Source organism: Brenneria corticis, from assembly GCF_003115855.1.
Classification (GTDB): Bacteria; Pseudomonadota; Gammaproteobacteria; order Enterobacterales; family Enterobacteriaceae; genus Brenneria; species Brenneria corticis.
In genome coordinates, this window is the sequence record NZ_KZ819088.1 from 48,432 (window position 1) to 67,779 (window position 19,348).

The 19,348-nt window shown below is 52.6% G+C and carries 19 protein-coding genes; 5 read left to right on the top strand and 14 right to left on the bottom strand.

From position 1 onward, the window contains the following. The first annotated feature begins 3 nt into the window (after positions 1-3). Positions 4-300, top strand: coding sequence for an integration host factor subunit alpha (ihfA, locus tag DDT56_RS18045; protein ID WP_009112984.1), 297 nt, complete (start codon positions 4-6; stop codon positions 298-300). 576 nt (positions 301-876) lie between these two features. Here ihfA and DDT56_RS18050 read toward each other — a convergent pair. From DDT56_RS18050 to nadE, 3 genes are all read right to left on the bottom strand, one after another. Next, on the bottom strand, positions 877-1,233 hold the full coding sequence (locus DDT56_RS18050; protein ID WP_136167808.1) for a nitrous oxide-stimulated promoter family protein: 357 nt from the start codon (positions 1,231-1,233) through the stop codon (positions 877-879). 133 nt (positions 1,234-1,366) lie between these two features. Further along, positions 1,367-3,085, bottom strand: coding sequence for an ABC transporter ATP-binding protein (locus DDT56_RS18055; RefSeq protein ID WP_136167809.1), 1,719 nt, complete (start codon positions 3,083-3,085; stop codon positions 1,367-1,369). Between the two features lie 174 nt (positions 3,086-3,259). Continuing rightward, positions 3,260-4,084, bottom strand: coding sequence for an ammonia-dependent NAD(+) synthetase (gene nadE, locus DDT56_RS18060; RefSeq protein WP_136167810.1), 825 nt, complete (start codon positions 4,082-4,084; stop codon positions 3,260-3,262). A gap of 225 nt (positions 4,085-4,309) precedes the next feature. Between nadE and osmE the strand changes: the two genes are divergently transcribed. Both osmE and DDT56_RS18070 read left to right on the top strand, forming a co-directional pair. After that, complete coding sequence (osmE, locus tag DDT56_RS18065; protein ID WP_136167811.1) at positions 4,310-4,642, top strand: osmotically-inducible lipoprotein OsmE; 333 nt, start codon at positions 4,310-4,312, stop codon at positions 4,640-4,642. Positions 4,643-4,966: 324 nt separating this feature from the next. Further along, positions 4,967-5,452 carry an RcnB family protein gene (locus DDT56_RS18070; protein ID WP_136167812.1) on the top strand — a complete coding sequence of 162 codons (486 nt, stop codon included), beginning with the start codon at positions 4,967-4,969 and terminating at the stop codon, positions 5,450-5,452. A 66-nt stretch (positions 5,453-5,518) separates the two neighbouring features. On the opposite strand, the gene DDT56_RS18075 is transcribed toward DDT56_RS18070, so the two are convergent. The 9 genes from DDT56_RS18075 to kduI all read right to left on the bottom strand — a co-directional run bounded on the left by DDT56_RS18075 (position 5,519) and on the right by kduI (position 16,210). Next, positions 5,519-6,913, bottom strand: coding sequence for an L-cystine transporter (locus tag DDT56_RS18075; RefSeq protein WP_136167813.1), 1,395 nt, complete (start codon positions 6,911-6,913; stop codon positions 5,519-5,521). A gap of 471 nt (positions 6,914-7,384) precedes the next feature. Beyond that, positions 7,385-8,092, bottom strand: coding sequence for an oligogalacturonate-specific porin KdgM family protein (locus DDT56_RS18080; protein WP_136167814.1), 708 nt, complete (start codon positions 8,090-8,092; stop codon positions 7,385-7,387). Positions 8,093-8,340: 248 nt separating this feature from the next. Continuing rightward, positions 8,341-9,630 carry an ABC transporter substrate-binding protein gene (locus DDT56_RS18085; protein WP_136167815.1) on the bottom strand — a complete coding sequence of 430 codons (1,290 nt, stop codon included), beginning with the start codon at positions 9,628-9,630 and terminating at the stop codon, positions 8,341-8,343. Positions 9,631-9,645: 15 nt separating this feature from the next. Next, positions 9,646-10,773, bottom strand: coding sequence for an ABC transporter ATP-binding protein (locus tag DDT56_RS18090; RefSeq protein ID WP_136167816.1), 1,128 nt, complete (start codon positions 10,771-10,773; stop codon positions 9,646-9,648). A gap of 13 nt (positions 10,774-10,786) precedes the next feature. Next, positions 10,787-11,692: a carbohydrate ABC transporter permease gene (locus DDT56_RS18095; RefSeq protein ID WP_136167817.1), complete on the bottom strand. Its 906-nt coding sequence runs from the start codon at positions 11,690-11,692 to the stop codon at positions 10,787-10,789. Then, complete coding sequence (locus DDT56_RS18100) at positions 11,685-12,575, bottom strand: carbohydrate ABC transporter permease (protein WP_136167857.1); 891 nt, start codon at positions 12,573-12,575, stop codon at positions 11,685-11,687. The genes DDT56_RS18095 and DDT56_RS18100 overlap by 8 nt, the downstream gene beginning before the upstream one ends. A 47-nt stretch (positions 12,576-12,622) precedes the next feature. Beyond that, positions 12,623-14,254 carry a pectate disaccharide-lyase PelW gene (pelW, locus tag DDT56_RS18105; RefSeq protein WP_136167818.1) on the bottom strand — a complete coding sequence of 544 codons (1,632 nt, stop codon included), beginning with the start codon at positions 14,252-14,254 and terminating at the stop codon, positions 12,623-12,625. 275 nt (positions 14,255-14,529) lie between these two features. After that, positions 14,530-15,291: a 2-dehydro-3-deoxy-D-gluconate 5-dehydrogenase KduD gene (gene kduD, locus DDT56_RS18110; RefSeq protein ID WP_136167858.1), complete on the bottom strand. Its 762-nt coding sequence runs from the start codon at positions 15,289-15,291 to the stop codon at positions 14,530-14,532. Positions 15,292-15,373: 82 nt separating this feature from the next. Next, positions 15,374-16,210, bottom strand: a complete 837-nt coding sequence (gene kduI, locus DDT56_RS18115; RefSeq protein ID WP_136167819.1) for a 5-dehydro-4-deoxy-D-glucuronate isomerase — start codon at positions 16,208-16,210, stop codon at positions 15,374-15,376. A 323-nt stretch (positions 16,211-16,533) separates the two neighbouring features. Between kduI and DDT56_RS18120 the strand changes: the two genes are divergently transcribed. Further along, the gene (locus DDT56_RS18120; protein ID WP_136167820.1) at positions 16,534-16,866 is read left to right on the top strand and encodes a cupin domain-containing protein; all 333 of its coding nucleotides are present in this window, start codon (positions 16,534-16,536) and stop codon (positions 16,864-16,866) included. 69 nt (positions 16,867-16,935) lie between these two features. On the opposite strand, the gene hxpB is transcribed toward DDT56_RS18120, so the two are convergent. Continuing rightward, positions 16,936-17,601, bottom strand: coding sequence for a hexitol phosphatase HxpB (gene hxpB / locus DDT56_RS18125; RefSeq protein ID WP_136167821.1), 666 nt, complete (start codon positions 17,599-17,601; stop codon positions 16,936-16,938). Positions 17,602-17,787: 186 nt separating this feature from the next. Between hxpB and DDT56_RS18130 the strand changes: the two genes are divergently transcribed. After that, the gene (locus DDT56_RS18130) at positions 17,788-18,330 is read left to right on the top strand and encodes a YniB family protein (RefSeq protein WP_136167822.1); all 543 of its coding nucleotides are present in this window, start codon (positions 17,788-17,790) and stop codon (positions 18,328-18,330) included. Between the two features lie 65 nt (positions 18,331-18,395). Here DDT56_RS18130 and DDT56_RS18135 read toward each other — a convergent pair whose 3' ends face one another. Next, positions 18,396-19,256: a fructosamine kinase family protein gene (locus DDT56_RS18135; protein WP_136167823.1), complete on the bottom strand. Its 861-nt coding sequence runs from the start codon at positions 19,254-19,256 to the stop codon at positions 18,396-18,398. Positions 19,257-19,348 lie beyond the last annotated feature (92 nt).

Sequence of the window (19,348 nt, forward strand, 5' to 3'; positions counted from 1 at the left end):
CCTATGGCGCTTACTAAAGCTGAAATGTCAGAATACCTGTTTGAGAAGCTTGGGCTGAGCAAACGGGATGCCAAAGAGCTAGTCGAGCTGTTTTTTGAAGAAGTTCGTCGCGCTTTGGAGAATGGCGAGCAGGTCAAATTGTCAGGATTCGGCAATTTTGATTTGCGAGACAAAAACCAACGACCGGGACGTAACCCAAAAACTGGCGAAGATATTCCGATTACGGCGCGCCGTGTGGTCACGTTCCGTCCGGGGCAAAAGCTAAAAAGCAGGGTAGAGAACGCCTCTCCCAAAGAGTAAAAGTGATAACCAAAAAGGCCGCGCAAGCGGCCTTTTTTCAGATTACTGACAAACCCACACCGAAATAGTCATCTCCGAATACCACCACCGATCATCCCCGCGGCAGTCGGTGGGATTCTCTTCCGCATAGCGGTTCGATGTTGCCGCAGACTTCTGTCTACGCAGCTATTGTGTTGAACATCCGTCGTCACGTCACATTCTTCCGGCAGACGCTCTCGCGTCATGCCCGCGTAGGCGGGCATCTCAGGCGACACCGCGTTGTTGGGGAAAAGCAGATTCTCGCCTGCGCGAGAATGACGGGGGATATCCACAGAGCGGATGGCTTTGGAGTCGCTATTACCAATAGCTACTTTCCAGTGACGGCAGGTAGTCATGCAAAATGCGGGGGCGCAAAAGTAAAATATCCTGTTCAGTAAGGAATGAATGCGTCTGGCGGACAGATGCTTCCCATATATCGGTCAGCGTCGTGAATTGTTCTGTTGTTACCGAGCAAAGTACGTGCATTGCGAATATCCGATTAAGTCTGGGGGAGCCGATGGTAATAAATGCTACCGGCTTTAATGCCGCGGGAGCAATCTATTTCCTTGCGTCGGTTTTCGGCGCCGGGTAATCCGGCACCGGGCGATGGTTGTCAATCAAATGGCGGATGGCCAGAATAGGGTGGCGAAGCAGCATACGCGGCCCCGACCAGCGCATAATCGCTTTGATCTCTTCTCGCCTGGCTGGTTGGTAGCAGTGAATGGGGCAGTGCTTGCACGCCGGTTTCTCTTCGCCGAAATAGCAGCGTTCCAGGCGATTGACGGCGTAATCGAACAGCCGCCGGTATTTATCGTCGCCGTCGGCCGCGGGATGGTGCTTTTGGTACAGGTCGATCATCAGCCCGACGGTACGGATCTCACGCCGCCGGTGTTTGCCTGGGGGTTTTCTCGCCATGTGCGTTATTTTCTGAACGGGTGATAATAGCTATATTTTAAATGCAATTTATACAAGTTTACACCATTCCGCATCACCCCCCTGGAAAAGAATAAAAATGCGTGGGACGGACGTCTCCCGCACGCAAAAAGGATCAGGCGCGGCCGAACTGCGCCTGATGCAAACTGGCGTAAATCCCGCTGCGTTCGATTAACGCCCGATGACTGCCTTGCTCGATGATCCCGCCGTTATCAACCACCACAATGCGCTCGGCATGTTGAATGGTTGCCAGACGATGGGCGATAACCAGCGTGGTTCGTCCCGCCGAAAGCTCGCTGAGCGACTGTTGAATGGCCTGTTCGGTGGCGGTATCCAGCGCGGAGGTCGCCTCATCCAGGATCAGAATCGGCGGATTTTTCAGGAAAATCCGCGCAATGGATAAACGCTGTTTCTGGCCGCCGGACAATTTAACGCCGCGTTCGCCCACGATGGTATCCAGGCCGTCCGGCAGATTCTCAATCAGCTCGTCCAGCCTGGCGCGCCGCGCCGCCTGCATGATCTCTTTATCGCCGGCGCCCAGTTTTCCATAGGCGATATTTTCACGAATGGTTCCGCCGAACAGGAAGACATCCTGTTGCACGATGCCAATCTGGCTGCGCAGCGAAGCCTGCGTCATGTCGCGGATATCGATGCCGTCGATGGTGATACTGCCGCCGGTTAAATCATAAAAGCGGGGCAGCAGGGAACAGAGCGTGGTTTTTCCCGCGCCGGAAGGCCCGACAAAGGCGACCGTTTCGCCGGCGCGAATCGACAGATTAACGTTATGGATGATGGGGCGGTCGGGCGAATAGCCAAAACAAGCCTGACTGAAGCGGATATCGCCTTTAAGCACCCCTGCATCGCGCGCATTGGGGGAGTCCGCAATTTCCGGCACCGTGTCAATCAGCTGGGTAAAGCGCTTGAAACCGGCAATCCCTTTCGGATAGCTCTCCAGCACCGCGGTAATTTTAGCCACGGGGCGGAAGAATACCTCGATCAGCAACAGGAAGCCGATAAAGCCGCCGTAGGTAAGTTCGCCGGCGATAACGTACCAGATGCCCGCCAGCATGACGATCAGCTGAATCAGCCTGGTGCTCAGGTAGCTGAGCGTCAAACTGGCGGTCATAATGCGATAGGCCTGAAGTTTGGTGCGGCGATAGCTTTCGTTGTCATGAGAGAACAGCTTTTTCTCATGCGCCTCATTGGCGAACGCTTTGACCACCCGAATGCCGCCCACGCTCTCTTCAATACGGGCGTTGAAATTGCCGACCTGACCAAATAGCTGACGCCAGGTATCGGTCATGCGCGCGCCATAGCGGCTGACCAGATAGGTCATAAAGGGCACGATAACGATAGTGATCATCGCCAACGGCTGATGCACGGTCGCCATCAGAATAAACGCGCCGATAAAGGTCATAATGGCGATAAACAGGTCTTCCGGGCCGTGATGGGCGATTTCCCCCACCTCTTCCAGATCCTTGGTGACGTGGGTGATAATATGACCGGTTTTCATATTGTCGTAATAGCGGAAAGGCAGCTTTTGCAGATGCTCAAACGCCTGACGGCGCATATCGGTTTCGATGCCGACCCCCAGCGCATGTCCCCAGTAGTTCACAATGGCCATCAGTCCGGTATTCAGTAAATACACGACCAATAACGCCACCGAGGCCAGCAGAATCAACGTCCAGTCCTGCTCCGGCAGCAGCTTGTCGATGAACGCCTTGATCGCCATCGGGAAACCGAGCTCGAGTAAACCGGCGATAATCGCGCAGCCAAAATCGAGCACGAACAACCCCTTGTAAGGGGCGTAGTAAGAGAAGAAACGCCGTAACATGCCGTGGTTTTTTTGAGTTAAATAAATGTGAATTCCACTATAACAGGTTATTGCTCCAAGGGGGATCTCAGAGCCCGTTGCCTGTGCAGGCATTGTTAATACCGGAGTATCCACCGGCAAAAACAGCGTCAACGGATGCCGGGGCCGGCATCCGCCAGTGTAAATGAAAGCCGATTAACGCCAGAAGTCGTCGAAAACGGTAACCGGCGGCCGGCGCTTATGCTCGGTTTTGCGATACCAGTTTTCTATAATCGCGGCCTCTTTGGCGTCAATCGTTTTACCTTCCAGGTAGTCGTCAATTTTTTCATAGGTCACGCCTAACGCCACTTCATCCGGCAGCGCAGGGCGGTCGTCCTCCAGATCGGCGGTGGGCGCTTTGGTGTAAAGGTTCGACGGACAGCCCAATTCGCGCAGCAGCGCTTTCCCCTGGCGTTTATTCAGGCGGAATATCGGGTTGATATCCGTACCGCCGTCGCCATATTTGGTGAAAAATCCGGTCACCGCTTCTGCGGCATGATCGGTTCCCACCACCAGGCCGGCGTTCATCCCGGCGATGCTGTACTGGGCTTTCATGCGCTCGCGGGCTTTTTCATTGCCTTTGACAAAGTCGGAAAGCTCGATGCCAATCGCTTTCAGCGTGGCTTCGCTGGCCTGCACCGCCGGTTTGATATTGACGGTCAGCACCTTATCCGGCTTGATAAAGGCGATGGCGTCCTGGCAGTCGGCCTCATCGGCCTGAACGCCGTAGGGCAAACGCACCGCGATAAACTGATAATCCTGCCTGCCGGTTTCATTACGCAGTTCGGTGATGGCAATCTGGCACAGTTTACCGGTCAGCGTTGAGTCCTGACCTCCGCTGATCCCCAGAGTCAACGACTTCACAAACGGATGCGCCGTCAGATAATCTTTTAAAAAATCAACGCTGACGCGGATTTCCTGCGTTGGATCGATACTGCTTTTCACGCCCAGCGCACTGATAATCTCTTGTTGTAATGACATAATCCCCCCTTTGCTGAACTTGTTGATGCCGCCCAAAATTGTCTTAATCATCAGAGTGTAAAGCTAATCAGCGTGAAGAAAAAGAATAAGCGCGCTGCCAGCAGTTTTACCTATGGGTGAAGTAACGCCTCAGTTTAGCCAGTATGCGCATAAGTATGGCTATAATTTGAAAAAACAGGGTTTGCCGTCTACCCTTATCAATACCCATTCCTACGAGGTAATGTAATGAAAAATAATCGACTATTATTGTGTATTGCGGCTGCAGGAGCAGTTTTTCTCTCCGGGTGTTCGACTTATAACAAAGCCGAGAGTTATGTGAATGAGCCGGTAGTGAAAGACGTCAAGGTGGGAATGACGAAGCAACAGGTTCGTCAGATTGCAGGTTCGATTGGCGTGGAAAGAAGGCTGGTGAATGCGACAGGTACCTGTAGCGATTATCTGCTGAAGAATCGTGATGGCACGGCGCAGAACTATTTTGTCAGCTATGACGAAACCGGCACGGTGCGCAACAAAGGCTTCCAAAGCTGCCAGGCTTATGACACCAACCCGCAGCGGTAGTGATAACGAGTATCATAACGTCGCCTACGGGCCAGCGTAACCCTCTGCAATATCCACATTTTCATATCTGAAGACAGACGGGAAGACGCGTTCTCCGCGGGGAACCGCGTCTTCCCGTTTCATCTGTGAATATCCCGCCAAACGCCGTACAACGTCCTCGTCCCTTTAAGCGCTATACGGGGGAGTGTTAAGAATCTGCCTGGATTTGGTAAACTATTGTCAGAAATAGGGTTTTAAGATATTTCCACCTTTCGTCCGGCGCCATTGTATCCGATATTGCTATCAACCGGTTTACCAGACTGTAAATATGTCGAGGAAAATACAATGACGAAAAAAACACTGGCGCTGACGATGTCGTTACTCCTGGCGACAAGCTCTTTTTCACCCCTTACTTTTGCTGAAAGGACGAACGGCCCGCAAGAGCAGAAGTTGCAACAACGCAATAATCAACATAGCGGGGAGCGCGGAAATGCGCAGGGCGCCGACGGTAAGCAAAGAATGCTGCCTAACGCCAATCAGCATAGCGGCAACGGGAAAAGAGCGGAAAAACAGACTTCCCGCGAGCATCGCAATGCCGGCAATTTTCGTGAACGCGATCATTTTGCGTGGAAGGGGAATAACTTCAGGAGAGGCCACCCGGCTCCCAAACGTTTTCGCGGGGATGATTATCGGGTAAATGACTGGCATGCCCGCGGGTTGCGTGAGCCGCCGGCCGGTCAGCACTGGGCCTATATTAACGGCAATTACGTGTTGATCGCCGCGGCGACGGGCATCATCACGGCTATTCTGCTGAACAGCGCGTTAAACTAGCCGTAACCGAGGATTAACCTGTCGGCGACGCGCGCTACCGACAGGTTGTCGTTTTAATGCGTAATGCTAGCGATGCGCCAACTCCGCCTCTTCCTTAGCGTCAAACACCGTTTTATCCGTTTGTTTCAATAACTGGCTGGTCACCGTGCCCGCGGTCATGGAACCGCTGACGTTTAACGCCGTGCGCCCCATATCTATCAATGGTTCAATGGAAATCAGCAACGCCACCAACGTGACGGGCAGCCCCATTGCCGGCAGCACGATCAGCGCGGCAAAGGTTGCGCCGCCGCCTACGCCGGCCACGCCCGCCGAACTGATGGTAACGATGCCGGCCAGGGTGAGGATCCACAGCGGATCGAGCGGGTTAATGCCGACGGTCGGCGCCACCATCACCGCCAGCATGGCGGGATAAAGCCCGGCGCAGCCATTCTGGCCGATGGTGGTGCCGAACGAGGCGGCAAAGCTGGCGATGGATTGCGGCACGCCGATACGGCGGGTTTGCGCCTCGATACTGAGGGGAATGGTCGCTGCGCTGGAGCGGCTGGTGAAGGCGAAAGTCAGCACCGGCCATATCTTACGAAAAAAGCGCGCCGGATTGATGCCGGTCAGCGACAGCAGCAGCGCGTGTACGCCGAACATAATGGCCAGGCCGAGATAGGAGGCCGCCACGAAGCTGCCCAGCTTGAGGATATCCTGCAGATTGGAGCTGGCGACCATTTTGGTCATTAGCGCCAGCACGCCATAGGGGGTCAGTTTCATCACCAGACGAACCAGTTTCATCACCCAGGCCTGCAGCGTATCGATGGCGGTCAGGATCCGCTCGCCTTTCACCGCGTCGTCTTTCGTCAGTTGCAGGGCGGAGACGCCGAGAAAGACGGCAAAAATAACCACGCTGATAATTGACGTGGGATTGGCTCCCGTCAGCTCGGCAAACGGATTTTTGGGAATAAACGACAGGATGATCTGCGGGATGCTCAGATCGGCCACCTTGCCCGCGTAGTTGGTTTCGATAGCCGACAGGCGGGCGCTTTCCTGCGCGCCCTGAACCAATCCCGTGGCGGTCAGCCCGAACAGGTTGGTGACGAAAACCCCGACCAAAGCGGCAATCAGCGTGGTAAACAGCAGGGTGCCGAGCGTCAGGACGCTGATTTTGCCTAACGAAGAGGCATTGTGCAGCTTCGCCACCGAGCTGAGAATGGAGACAAATACCAGCGGCATAACAATCATCTGTAGCAGTTGCACGTAGCCGTTGCCGACAATATTAAACCAGGCCACCGACTGCCTGATGACCGGGTTATCGCCGCCATAAATCAGATGTAATGCCAGACCGAACAAAACCCCGATGACCAAACCCAGTAATACCTTTTTCGCCAGGCTCCATGACTTGTTGCTGCTGGCGTATCCCAGCAGCAACAATAGCGCGGCGAATGCCGCAATATTCAACAGCAGCGGAAAATTCATCTCCACTTCTCCCTATCAGTTATATGCGTAATTTTTTCAAAAAATAAAAACAAACAGCGAAAGGATAACAGTTCTTTCATAAGTTTGTTATATGGATGTGAAGGTTCGGCCGTTATCGGCCAGACGCCGCGGAGCGGTGCAGGGTGGAAGGTTGGGTAAATCAGGGCCTCTCCCAGGGGGAGTTCACCGCAAGAGGGAATAGCGATTTAAAAGTAGGGCACTCATTACACAGATTACACAGAAAAATGAGTGCCCTGAAACTAAAAAATAAAGCAATAATATTTATAGACCAAGAGGGTAATTCAGACACGGGAATTGATACGGCTAAAACGCTAACTTACTCAACTAATAACACACTTCATAATAAAGGGATGTTAATAATTAAACGAATTTACTTCAATTCGATACGATAAATTTAACATCCCTTTTACTATTCTAATATCAGGATTTATGTAAATAACCGGGCCGCGATCAGAAATTATACTGCACGCCTACGCGGTAACGGGTCTGGCGCTCGTCAGTAAATTTACTACCGGATACGTTAGCGACAGCCATATAGGGCCTCCAGTTTTTGTCCAGTCTATAAGAGAGTTTTACATCATGTGCGATATCGTAATCTTCGTTATCCGATACCGGGGTGAAATATTCAGTATTAACTTTCTTATAATCCAATTCGTAATCAACCTGGAATCCCTTCAGGAATTTGTAGCTCACAACCGCAGTCAGATTATAACCATTCTCGGAGGTGTTTTTTTGTGTACCGATGTTGCCGCTATGGCGTTTGTAATAAGGACGATAGCGCAGAGTGGCAGACAGATCGTCAGTGATATTGACTTTACCGCGCAGATACGGGCGGTAGTTGTTAGATGAAGAGTTTGAATCTAAAGAGAATCCGGGTTCCAGGGAAAACGTTTTGTTGAAGTTATATACGTAGCTGGCAACCACTTCCGTACCATTGCTGACAGTCTCATGATATGGTTTATCTTTATCGTCTGCTCCAGCCCATTTGGCTTCCACGGATAAACCAAAACCACTTGCAAAACGATGAGACATCAATAAACGATCTTTATGTGTATTACCTGCTCTATCCTGGAATTCATGGCGGTAATCGATGGTTACGGCCATTGCATTAATACTGACTAACGATGTTACCGCCAAAGCTAATAATTTTAATTTCATTTTTTATATTTCCCAGAAGTTATGATGGGGATTAATTCAAAAGACGCATTACGCTTTTTGGAACAAGTTCTATTTTATTTATTATTACTATCCGTTTTGTGATCGCGATCGGCTTGAGTAACAAAAAGTAAAAATGAATTTCAAAATGTGAAGGGGATCGGATCGGGTAATTTTCTTGTTTTAATTTAATTGAAAAATCCCTGCCGCTTTGACGGCAGGGTGAATATGATTAAAGTAACCGCTTTCCGTTATCTCATTGCGCGTTTTAAAATGCGTTCAGACTGGCGCTGGAAATATTTTGCCGTTTCTTCAACGGATTTTTGACCGTAGTCGATATACTGAATGGCGTCGCCAAACAGGGAGACGATCTGCGGGTCGTCAAAGTAGGGTGACGTTTTCAGCGCGTGCGGTAAATTTAATGCCTGATTTAACCCGGCAACGGAGGGGGAGTCCTCTTTAATTACCCCATCGGCGGTCAGTTGCGCCACGGCGGCCTTGCTTAAGGGTACGCCGCGCTCTAATCCCAGTGCCTGAACGCCTTCCTTACTATTCAGCAGAAAGTTGATCAGCAGGGCGGATTCTTTAGGATGCTTGGTTGATTTACCGATAGAGAACATTTGCGCCGGTTTAAAGAACAGGCCGGCGTCTTTGGCTTCCGGCAGCATGGGATAAGGGCCCAACTCCAGTTTGGCCGGCGGCTGCAGGTTGTCGGAGTATTTGGTGATGGTGGAGTTCCACATATAGGTGCCGCTCCACTCGCCGGTAATCCACGGCTTCATTTCATACATATTGCTCTTGCCGAAAGAGGCATAGTGCTTTGCCGAAGGCATAACGTGGCTATCAACCAGTTTCTTGTACAGGCTGAAGAGTTCTACCCACTGCGCATCGCTATAGGAGAATTTCTGCGCTTTTTCGTCGATAGCGGGAATATTGTACTTCTGGATCATGTAAGAACTTAACAGCGCCAGTGAATCCTGATGTTCCAGGACCACCGGGTAGTACTGGTCGCCCAGTTTTTCTTTGAATACCTTGCCGGCGTTCAACAGCTCATCCCAGGTTTTGGGATATTCCAGTCCGGCCTTTTTCCAGCTTTCATTGTTGAAATAGAAAACGCGGGCGGTAACGGAAATGGGAATGCCGTTCAGCTTACCGTTAACGGTGGTGCCTTGCAGTTCCTTGGCGTCGAACTGGGTCAGGTCCAATGAATCTTTGACCAGGTTCAGATCGTAGAACCCATCGCCGTTTTTCGAGAAAATCGGCAACCAGTTCCAGTTGGTCTGCATCACGTCCGGCTCGGTTTTACCGGCGATCTGGGTGGTCAGGCGGGACAGGTGCCCATCCCAACCGGTGTACTCCGCTTTCACCGTAATATTGGGGTGTTGCTGATGGAAGCTTTCGATTGCCTTGAGCGTTTGCTGGTGGCGGCTGTTGCCGCCCCACCAGGACATTCTCAGTTCAACCTGGTCGGCGGCAAAAGACGGCGCCGCAAGTAAGGCCAGGGATGAGGCTATCAGCGTGTGTAGGATCGCTTTTTTCATCGGGTGCTACTCCTGTTAAAGAGAGATATTTTTTTCTGTTTTTGCATCAAAGATATGGCATCTTTCCATATCGAACTGGAAGAATATCTGGCGATGCAGGCCGTTTTTTATAATCTGCCGCGCTTCATCGGACGGGACGCGGCTGGTTAATTCAAAGCCATCGACTTTTATGTACATAAAGAATTCATGACCCATGTTTTCCACGCGCACCAGCTCGCCCTGCGAGTGGTTGGCCGTAAACGGAGTCTCTGAAACGGTGACGTATTCCGGACGGATGCCGAAGAAAACATCCTGGCCGGAGTAAGCTCGCACTTTATCCTGCTGCTCGCTGTTCAGAACCAGCGTGTAGTGCCCGACGGTCAAACCAATCTGGCCGTCTTTTTCCACCAGTTTGCTGGGTTTGATATTCATTTCCGGCGAGCCGATAAAGCCGGCGACAAACATGTTGACAGGGAAGTGGTACAGGTTATCCGGCGTATCCACCTGCATGATATGACCCAGCTTCATCACGCAGATACGGTCGCCCATGGTCATGGCCTCCGTCTGGTCGTGGGTGACATACACGGTGGTCGCGGCTTTACCGCTTTTCTTCAGCTGTTTATGCAGGTCGGAAATACGGATACGCATGGAGGAGCGCAGCTTGGCGTCCAGGTTGGATAAGGGTTCGTCAAACAGGAACACGTCCGGCTTTTTAACGATGGCGCGGCCCACCGCGACGCGCTGCGCCTGACCGCCGGAGAGCTGGCGCGGCAGGCGGTCCATCAGCTCCTCCAGCTCCAGGGTTTTGGCGGCTTCGGCCACTTGTTCTTCAATCTGCGCTTTCGGCATTTTGCTGAGCTTCAGGCCGAATGCCAGGTTCTCCTTTACCGTCATATGCGGGTAGAGCGCATAGTTCTGGAACACCATGGCGATCCCGCGCTCTTTCGGCGCCAGATTATTCACCACCCGTTCGCCGATGCGCACCTCGCCGCCGCTGATGGTTTCCAGACCGGCCAGCATGCGCAGCGTGGTGGATTTGGCGCAGCCCGAAGGGCCGACGATCACCATAAATTCGCCATCGTTAATGGTCAGGTCGATGCCGTGTACCGCTTTAAAACCGTTGGAATATACTTTTTCCAGCTTGTTGAAAATGACTTCAGCCATGATAGATCCTCTATTAACCTTTGATTCCGCTGCTGGTCACGCCTTGAACGAAGTAACGCTGCGCCAGGAAGAAAATAATGATGGATGGCAGAATCGAAATGCTGGACATGGCCAGGATTTCGTTCCATGGTGCGCCTTCTGTCACGTCGATGGACATTTTCAACGCCAGCGCGATCGGATATTTATCCACGCTGTAGACGTAGATCAGCGGACCGATAAAGTCGTTCATCGACCACATAAACTGGAACAGGGCGACGGAGATGATCGCCGGTTTCAGAATCGGCACCACCACATACCACAGCACCTGGAAGGAGTTGCAGCCGTCGATCTGCGCCGCTTCCTCCATATCGCGCGGTACGCCGCGCAGGAACTGGATCAGCATAAAGACAAAGAAGCCCTGGGTGGCGAACGCCAATGGCAGATAGAGAGGCAGATAGCTGTTCAGCATGCCCATCTCGCGGAACATGATGTACTGCGGGATCAGCAGTACGGTGCTGGGCAGCAGCATGGTGGCGATAAGCGTGGCGAACCAGAAGTTCTTCCACGGGATTTCGAAACGGGCAAAGCCGTAAGCGACGATGGTGGAAGAGATAATGGTCAGAATCACTTTCGGGATCACATACTTGAAGGTGTTGATCATGTAGTGGCCGAAGTTGTATTCCGTGCCGGTTTTCCAGCCGTTGACGAAGCCGTCCGAGGTCGGGTGCGCCGGCCATAATCCGAGGGTGGTGAAGATCTCATGATTCGGCTTAAAGGACGCCGAGAACATCCACACCAGCGGATACAGCATCAGCAGGCCGACAACCAACAGAATAACGTAACGAACGGCGGCGTTGATTTTCTCTTTGCGCAGCGTACGGCGAATTTCCAATGCCGCGCTTTCTCGCGTCGCGTTGATATTTGAATGCATGTCAGCCATTTTTTCCTCCTTTATCGGCGGAGTAGAACACCCAGTATTTGGACGATTTGAAGGCAACCGACGCAAATACCGCCACGACCAGGAACAGCACCCACGCCAACGCCGCGCCGTAGCCCATATCGAAATACTTGAATGCCGTATCGTAGATATAGAGCGAGAACAGGTAGGTATAGTGGGTCGGACCGCCGCCGGTGATGACGTAAGGCGCGGTAAATTCCTGGAATGCCTGAGTGGTCTGCATAATAAAGTTAAAGAAAATAACCGGCGTAATTAATGGCACGGTCACTTTCATAAACATTTGCCATTTGGAGGCGCCGTCAATCATGGCGGCTTCATACTGCGATTGCGGAACGTTCTGCAAGGCGGCCAGGAAGATAACCATGGCGGAGCCAAACTGCCAGACGCGCAGCAGGGTGACCGACATCAATGCCAGAGAGGGTTCGCCTAGCCAGTTGATGGCGTCAAAACCGAACACGGCGAGAAAGCTGTTCAGCAGGCCGTCAATGGCGAAAAGCGCCCGCCACAGTATGGCGATGGCCACGCTGCTGCCTAAAATGGAAGGCACATAGTAAGCGGTACGAAAGAAACCGATCCCGCGCAATTTAAAATTGAGCACAAAGGCAATCAGCAAGGCGAATATTAATTTCAACGGTATGGTCAGAAAGACGTAGGCAAAGGTAACCAACATGGATTTCCAGAAAAGATCGTCTTCCAGCAACATCCGATGATAATTTTCCATCCCGGTGAATTCGGGAGGGTTCATCAAGTCATACTCGGTAAAACTGAGTATAAATGACGAAATAAAGGGAAAAGCGGTAAAAACTATCAGCCCTATAATATAGGGGGAGATATAGGCTAACCCCAGCATTCTGTTTTCATTCATCATGCTTACCTATTAGTAATTGGAAATCATTATTAACAAACATAAAATCAAACCTTTAATAACTCTGGATAAATAAACTCCACGTCATAGATAATTTTATTTTCCCCGTTAACGCGAAAGTCACCGTGCACATATCCCCCCTGGGTTAAAAACGGCGGAATCTCGTTTAGCCTGTTGCGGCAGGCGGCGATGAAGGCGGATAAAGCCAGCGGGGCCGGGTCATCCAGTCGCAGGTAGCGATGCCGCGCCGAACGCACGAATAATCCGCGATGAAAATGTTTTTCAAATAGGGTTTCAGCCAATTGCCAGGCGTATTGCGCCCATTTTTCCGACTGGCGGTGTTCGGCCAATTCGACCATGGCGCACAGTAAAGCCGGGCTGGCGATATGGCGCGCGTTATCCTTAGTCAGACGGCTGAGAATAACGTTAATCAACGCATACAGATCCTCATCGGCGCTCAGGCAATAGGCCCGCACCAGCGGCAATAAATAATCTCCCTCCAGAGCAAAGCGTTTTAATTCCGTGCCGGCTTTTCCGTAATAGCCGTCGCGCTTAAAACGATAACCGGTCATATCCTGGCCGTTATTCCACATCGGGCGCAGCGTATTGCTGCTCAGGTCATAGGCGTATTGGTAATAATTTTTCAGCCCGGAAATCACCCAGCCGAGCATTTCGTCGTCGGGTTGAACGCGCAGGATATCCAGCATGGCCAGCGGGTTATCAATCAACAGCGGGCGCATATCCCGGAAAAGCACGTTGGCCTCGCGGGCTATCTCGCCGAATTCGGCGCCGAACTGGCGCTGGGCGCGGTCGCCGAACCAGGACTGGGTTTGGTTATCGTCGGCGGGCACAGGCCGGCGCTGCAGCGGTGAGCTGAATTGATAAACCGGCATCCCGGTCTCCGGGTTTCTTGCCAGCACGTATTGACGGTACAGATGCTTGCCCCATTTCGCCGCCTGCCGATCGCCGGTATATTCCGCATACTTGAAGGCGGCATAGATAAGATCGGTGCCGGCGTTAACAAAGGTCAGCCCTTTCGTCAGCGGCAGAAGCGGCCAACGCTCGGGGTTAACCACGTCGTGACGGGGATGCTGGAAAACGTCGGGGTCGCGCGGTTTGGCATAATCGCCGTGGCGCCCGAGGTCCAGCGAGTTCCAGTCCTCGACGTGCGCGCTCCAAAAGCCCTGTAGGAAATTCAGCGTCTTTACGTCATCAATGCGATGCAGCAGCGCGTAATAGGGCAGGTGGTGTTTGAGTTCATGGACCTGGGCTTTTGATTCCGGCCCTTCGCTTTGCAGCGTATCCAGATTGATAAAACGATGCCCGCCCCAGAAAAGCAGGCCGCTATGGTCATCGACGAAATGTGTCAAAAAGTACGCCGTCTGCGCGGCGGCCTGCTGCTGATAGCTGTTTTCCCCGGTGATGACGCTCATCGCACAAAGCGTTCTCAACCAGTTTTGCTGGCTGGCGAAATTGGAAATCGGCGCGCTATGCCCGTCGGGAAATTGCCAAACGACGGGATCATGATTAAGCACGTCAAATCCGTCGGCCAGCAGCGGCGTTGGATTGCTGCGGCTGCTGGCCCGCTTTGTTACGGTATCAATATGCTTGTCCAGTGCGGCAATCCACTCGTCAAGCCTGTTTTCTCTGCTGGTGTACAGACGGGCAAAAATACTCATCGAGTACCTTCTTATGGAACTGATTTAACAGTTCCTTATAAATAGAAACGCTGTTTCGATTGATTATATGGCGCTATTCGCCTTGCCGTCATGTACCCGATAGCGAAAGTGTGATCAAAGTCGGAACGTTGTTTTGATTTTTTTTAAAGCGGGGTTTTTAGCGTGGGGAATGGCGTAAATATAAAAATAACTTTTTGAAAAACAAATAAAAAGCACAATGTGAATTGTGCCTTTTATCAGCGGGTCGAAAATAATGGCAGGCGCGAAAAGAGGTATTATCGAGCGAGCCATCCGCCGTCAACGGCGATGGTATAGCCGTTGATATAATCAGAAGCGCCGGACGCCAGAAATACCGCCGGGCCCATAACATCCTGCGGCAGGCCCCAGCGACCCGCCGGGATGCGCTCCAGGATTTCTTTGCTGCGTTCTTCATCCGCGCGCAGTTGCTGGGTATTGTTGGTGGCCATATATCCGGGGGCGATGGCGTTGACGTTGATATGGTGTTTGGCCCACTCATTGGCTAGCAGACGGGTGACGCCCATTACCGCGCTTTTCGAGGCGGTGTAGGAAGGTACGCGGATACCGCCCTGAAAAGAGAGCATCGACGCGATATTGATGATCTTGCCGCCGTTGCCCTGCTTGATAAACTGGCGGGCAACCGTCTGCGACATAAAGAATACGCTCTTGATGTTCAGGTTCATCACGTCGTCCCAGTTTTTTTCACTGAACTCGATGGCATCCTCGCGGCGGATAATGCCGGCGTTGTTGATCAGAATGTCAACTTTGCCAAACTCGGCAACGGCTTTTTCCACCAGTTCGGCGTGGCCGGCAATTTTGCTCACATCCGCCGTCAGGCTGAGGAAACGGCGTCCCAGCGCGGTGACTTTCTCGATGGTGTCTTTGGGTTCGACAATATTGACGCCGACGATATCGCAACCGGCCTGCGCCAGTCCGATAGCCATACCTTGACCCAGCCCCGTATCACAACCGGTGATAAGCGCCACTTTACCCTGTAAATCGAAGGAATTTAAAATCATAGCCATAATCTCTCCATAAGCGACAATACTTAGTCGTTAGCTGTTACTGTAGGGAATTCCCGGTTATTCCGGTCGCCAGCGGTTAACGTAGCTCGCTGACCTCGACGTGATCCATGTCACCGAAAACCTGATTCTCGCCAACCATGCCCCAGATAAAGGTGTAGCGTCTGGTGCCCACACCGGAATGGATCGACCAGCTCGGTGAGATCACCGCCTGCTCGTTGTGAACTACAATATGACGGGTTTCCTGCGGTTGCCCCATCAGGTGAAAAACGGCGGTTTCGTCATCCATATCAAAATAGAAATAGACTTCCATCCGGCGTTCATGCGTATGGCAAGGCATGGTATTCCACAGGCTGCCTTCGGCCAGTTTGGTCAGGCCCATAGTGAGCTGACAGGTGGGCAATACGTCGGGAACGATATATTTATTAATGGTGCGGCGGTTGCCGCTGGCATCTTCTCCCAGAGTCTGCGGCGACGCCTCCGCCCGGGTGATTTTACGGGTCGGATAGGCGGTGTGCGCCGGCGCGCTGTTGTAGTAGAACTTTGCCGGTTTTTTCGCGTCGCTGCTGATGAAGCGCACGTCTTTTGCGCCCATGCCGACGTACAGCGCTTCCTCGTTGCCTATCTCATAACGCGTCCCGTCAACCGCGATCGCGCCCGCGCCGCCAATGTTGATAACCCCTAACTCGCGCCGCTCGAGGAAATAGCCGACGCCCAGCTGTTTGCCGACTTCGCCGCCGATGGTCACGGCGGCCTCGACGGGCATAATGCCGCCGACGATGATGCGGTCGATATGGCTATAGGTCATGGTGTAGGCATCGGCGGAAAAAATCCGTTCTATCAGAAACTGGCGGCGCAGACCGGCGGTGTCCAGTTGGCTGGCGTGAACGCTGTGAATGCCTTGACGTACTTGCATTGCTTCGCCTCTCTTCAGATACGGATATCAATCCGCGTAAAACCCTGGGGAAAGCGCCGGGCGGAACAGATGCGGCGCGTGGCAGTGACAACGTCACCTGAACCTTGGTTTGCCCGGTTCTTTCTTGTTATGATGGATGATAGTTTGATTGGGATGTGAATTCAATAAATATGAAATATTGTTTTATTTATTTCTTGAGGGCGGTCATGGTTTTGCTTATTCTAGGTTTCATCTGGCGCTGATATTACTAGAATGTCGCTATCCGCAGGCACATGCTCGCCTTGAATGCACGCACGGGGGAGCAACAGAAGAGAGGGGAAACGATGAGAAGGTATTTTATTGACGACGAAACGCCGTGGGAAGAATTGGGCGGCGGCATCAAGCGTAAGATCATCACCTGGAGCGATGAGCTAATGATGGTCTGCGTGCATTTTGACAAGGGCGCCGTTGGTACGCCCCACAAACATGATATTCACGATCAAATCGCTTACGTCGCCGCAGGCAGTTTCGAGGTGGTGATTGAAGGTGAAAAGCGTATTCTGAAAACCGGCGATGCCTACATGGCGGTAAAAAACGAAATGCACGGCGTGGTTTCCCTGGAAGACGGCAGCATTTTGATCGACACCTTTTCTCCCAAACGCGCTGATTTTCTGTAGCTTCCCTGGCGTCGGCCGGCTTTTTTCCGGGCGACGCGCCGCCGATTAGCGCTCTCCCTGTCGCCCTATTTAGATAATATGGGCGACGTCAAGCTGTAGCAACGAGCCGAGCTTATGATCGGCCAGCGCCCAGCGCGGATCATTACTCAATTCCCCTTGCGGCACCACAATCGAACGCATCCGCGCCGCTTTGGTCGCAATCATGCCGTTTATCGAATCCTCCAGGGTGACGCAGCGCAGCGGCGAGACGCCCAACCCTTGTGCCGCATTCAGATACACCTCCGGGTGCGGTTTGCTATAAGGCAGATTTTCGGCGGAAACCAGAACGTCGAAATAGCGCTCCAGATTGAACATGGCCAATACCTGCCGCTGCATGGCCAGAGGGGAGGCGGACGCCAGGCCGATCTTGAGATGTTGTTGACGACAGAGCTGCAAAGCCTGTTCGACGCCCGGCAAGAGCGGACGGCGCTCGGCGACCAGGGCGGTGGCGCGTTCGATAATACGGCCGACAACCACCTCCCGGCTGGGGGTATCCCAGGGCGCAAGCTGATACCACTGGTCAACCACCATATCGATGCGCAATCCCAGCGTGTCGGTCATGGAATGTCGCAATGAGGTATCAATCCCCAGAGACGCAATGACCTCAAGCTCGGCTATATCCCATAAGGGTTCTGAATCGATCAGTAAGCCATCCATGTCAAAAATCGCCGCGCGGATAGAAGAATCAAAGGTCATGCCATAGGCTCCGTTATAGAAGAAAACATCGGTAGATTGTAAGCCAAATCATCGCCGCTGAGGGAGTCCGAGCGATAAAACGTTGACTGACGGTAAACTTAACGTAGGCTTCTAACAGGTTTTTTTAGGTATACACTATTGTTATCCGAAATATTAACAATGTTGCGTCGCTCAGAAGGGGAACTCATGACGTATCGACAGGCCGGCCGTGTCGCCGTGGTTAAACGTATCGCGGGATGGATCATTTTTATTCCGGCTTTGCTGTCCACTATTGTTTCACTGGCTAATTATCTTTATGCCTATACGCAGAAAAAGCAGGGTATTGATGCGGTGCTGCTGGATTTTTCGCATCTGATGATCGAGATGGTGCGTTTTAATACCCCGTTTCTGAATATTTTCTGGTACAACTCGCCGGTTCCGGATTTTTCGCGTTTCTTTACCGCCGCCAGCCTGATGTTCTGGCTGATTTATATACTGATTTTCGTCGGCCTGGCGCTGCAGGTTTCCGGCGCCCGTATGTCCCGGCAGGTGAAGGCGATCCGTGAAGGCATTGAAGATCAACTGATTCTGGAAAAAGTGAAAGGTCACGAAGGCAACACCCGGCAGAAGCTGGAATCTCGCGTGGTGTTGCCGCGACACACCATTTTCCTGCAATTCTTTCCGCTCTATATTTTGCCGCTCATTATTGCCGGCATTGGGTATATGGTGCTGCGCTTATTAGGGCTCTAAGTCCGGTATTCTATACCGGCGCTTTCCCATTGTTGTTGTGCCCGCGCGCGGCGGGCTATGCGCCATCAGAGCGGCAACTGCGTCTCTATCGCCTGCTGGGCCGCAACAATATGCTTGCCGCCAAACAGATTGGCGCGATTGAGCAGGTAATAAATCTGATAGATGGGTTGCCGTTCGATAAAGCCCTTATCCAGCGGCCAGACGCTTTGGTAGCCGTCGTAAATCTGCGGCGGCAGCGCCGGGTAGAGCGGCAGCATCGCCAGATCGCACTCCCTGTCACCCCAATAGCAGGCCGGATCAAACAGATAACAGCCATTATCGCTGTTGGCGCAATTATCCGGCCAGAGGTCGCCGTGCAGTAACGACGGCTGCGGCTGATAGCCGGCCAGCCGCTCTTCCGCGCGCGCAATCAGGGTCTCGACATCGCCAAAGTGCATGCCTTTCTCTGCGGCCAACTGCAATTGCCAGCCAATACGCTGCTCGGCAAAAAAAACCGACCAGCGCCGCTGCCAGCAGTTCGGCTGCACGGTGGTGGAGAGGTCGTTATCAAAGTCCAGACCAAACTGCGGCTGATCGCTCCATTGGTGCAATCGCGCCAGCTGTTCGCCAAGACACCAGGCGCCGTGGGCATCCAGCGGTTTTACCGCCAGGTGCTGCAATAACAGGAAACTGTGATCGCGGGAACTGCCCACGCCGTAAACCTCAGGGACGTTTACCGTACGGCTGCGCGACAGCAAGGTAAGCTGGTCGGCTTCCGCGGTGAATTTGGGCAGCATTTCACGCACGTCGCATTTTACGAAAACCTCATGGTCGCCATAGCGAACATACCAGGCCGGGTGCATTTCGCCACCCGGCAATTCGCGGCGCTCCTCGATTTCGGCAGCACCGAGATGTTCTTCCAAAAGCCGGCTGATAGCTTGCCACATTAGGTCACTCTCCCGTTGATATTGCCCTGTATACCCGTCATCTTTCAAGTTGCAGGTGCGTTGGCTGTGTTACTCGGCCCTTCCATGGGCCT

Excerpts from the sequence above, each read along its gene's own strand:
- ihfA (WP_009112984.1), top strand. The coding sequence starts at position 4 with ATGGCGCTTACTAAAGCTGAAATGTCAGAATACCTGTTTGAGAAGCTT.
- DDT56_RS18050 (WP_136167808.1), bottom strand. The coding sequence starts at position 1,233 with ATGGCGAGAAAACCCCCAGGCAAACACCGGCGGCGTGAGATCCGTACC.
- DDT56_RS18055 (WP_136167809.1), bottom strand. The coding sequence starts at position 3,085 with ATGTTACGGCGTTTCTTCTCTTACTACGCCCCTTACAAGGGGTTGTTC.
- nadE (WP_136167810.1), bottom strand. The coding sequence starts at position 4,084 with ATGTCATTACAACAAGAGATTATCAGTGCGCTGGGCGTGAAAAGCAGT.
- osmE (WP_136167811.1), top strand. The coding sequence starts at position 4,310 with ATGAAAAATAATCGACTATTATTGTGTATTGCGGCTGCAGGAGCAGTT.
- DDT56_RS18070 (WP_136167812.1), top strand. The coding sequence starts at position 4,967 with ATGACGAAAAAAACACTGGCGCTGACGATGTCGTTACTCCTGGCGACA.
- DDT56_RS18075 (WP_136167813.1), bottom strand. The coding sequence starts at position 6,913 with ATGAATTTTCCGCTGCTGTTGAATATTGCGGCATTCGCCGCGCTATTG.
- DDT56_RS18080 (WP_136167814.1), bottom strand. The coding sequence starts at position 8,092 with ATGAAATTAAAATTATTAGCTTTGGCGGTAACATCGTTAGTCAGTATT.
- DDT56_RS18085 (WP_136167815.1), bottom strand. The coding sequence starts at position 9,630 with ATGAAAAAAGCGATCCTACACACGCTGATAGCCTCATCCCTGGCCTTA.
- DDT56_RS18090 (WP_136167816.1), bottom strand. The coding sequence starts at position 10,773 with ATGGCTGAAGTCATTTTCAACAAGCTGGAAAAAGTATATTCCAACGGT.
- DDT56_RS18095 (WP_136167817.1), bottom strand. The coding sequence starts at position 11,692 with ATGGCTGACATGCATTCAAATATCAACGCGACGCGAGAAAGCGCGGCA.
- DDT56_RS18100 (WP_136167857.1), bottom strand. The coding sequence starts at position 12,575 with ATGAATGAAAACAGAATGCTGGGGTTAGCCTATATCTCCCCCTATATT.
- pelW (WP_136167818.1), bottom strand. The coding sequence starts at position 14,254 with ATGAGTATTTTTGCCCGTCTGTACACCAGCAGAGAAAACAGGCTTGAC.
- kduD (WP_136167858.1), bottom strand. The coding sequence starts at position 15,291 with ATGATTTTAAATTCCTTCGATTTACAGGGTAAAGTGGCGCTTATCACC.
- kduI (WP_136167819.1), bottom strand. The coding sequence starts at position 16,210 with ATGCAAGTACGTCAAGGCATTCACAGCGTTCACGCCAGCCAACTGGAC.
- DDT56_RS18120 (WP_136167820.1), top strand. The coding sequence starts at position 16,534 with ATGAGAAGGTATTTTATTGACGACGAAACGCCGTGGGAAGAATTGGGC.
- hxpB (WP_136167821.1), bottom strand. The coding sequence starts at position 17,601 with ATGACCTTTGATTCTTCTATCCGCGCGGCGATTTTTGACATGGATGGC.
- DDT56_RS18130 (WP_136167822.1), top strand. The coding sequence starts at position 17,788 with ATGACGTATCGACAGGCCGGCCGTGTCGCCGTGGTTAAACGTATCGCG.
- DDT56_RS18135 (WP_136167823.1), bottom strand. The coding sequence starts at position 19,256 with ATGTGGCAAGCTATCAGCCGGCTTTTGGAAGAACATCTCGGTGCTGCC.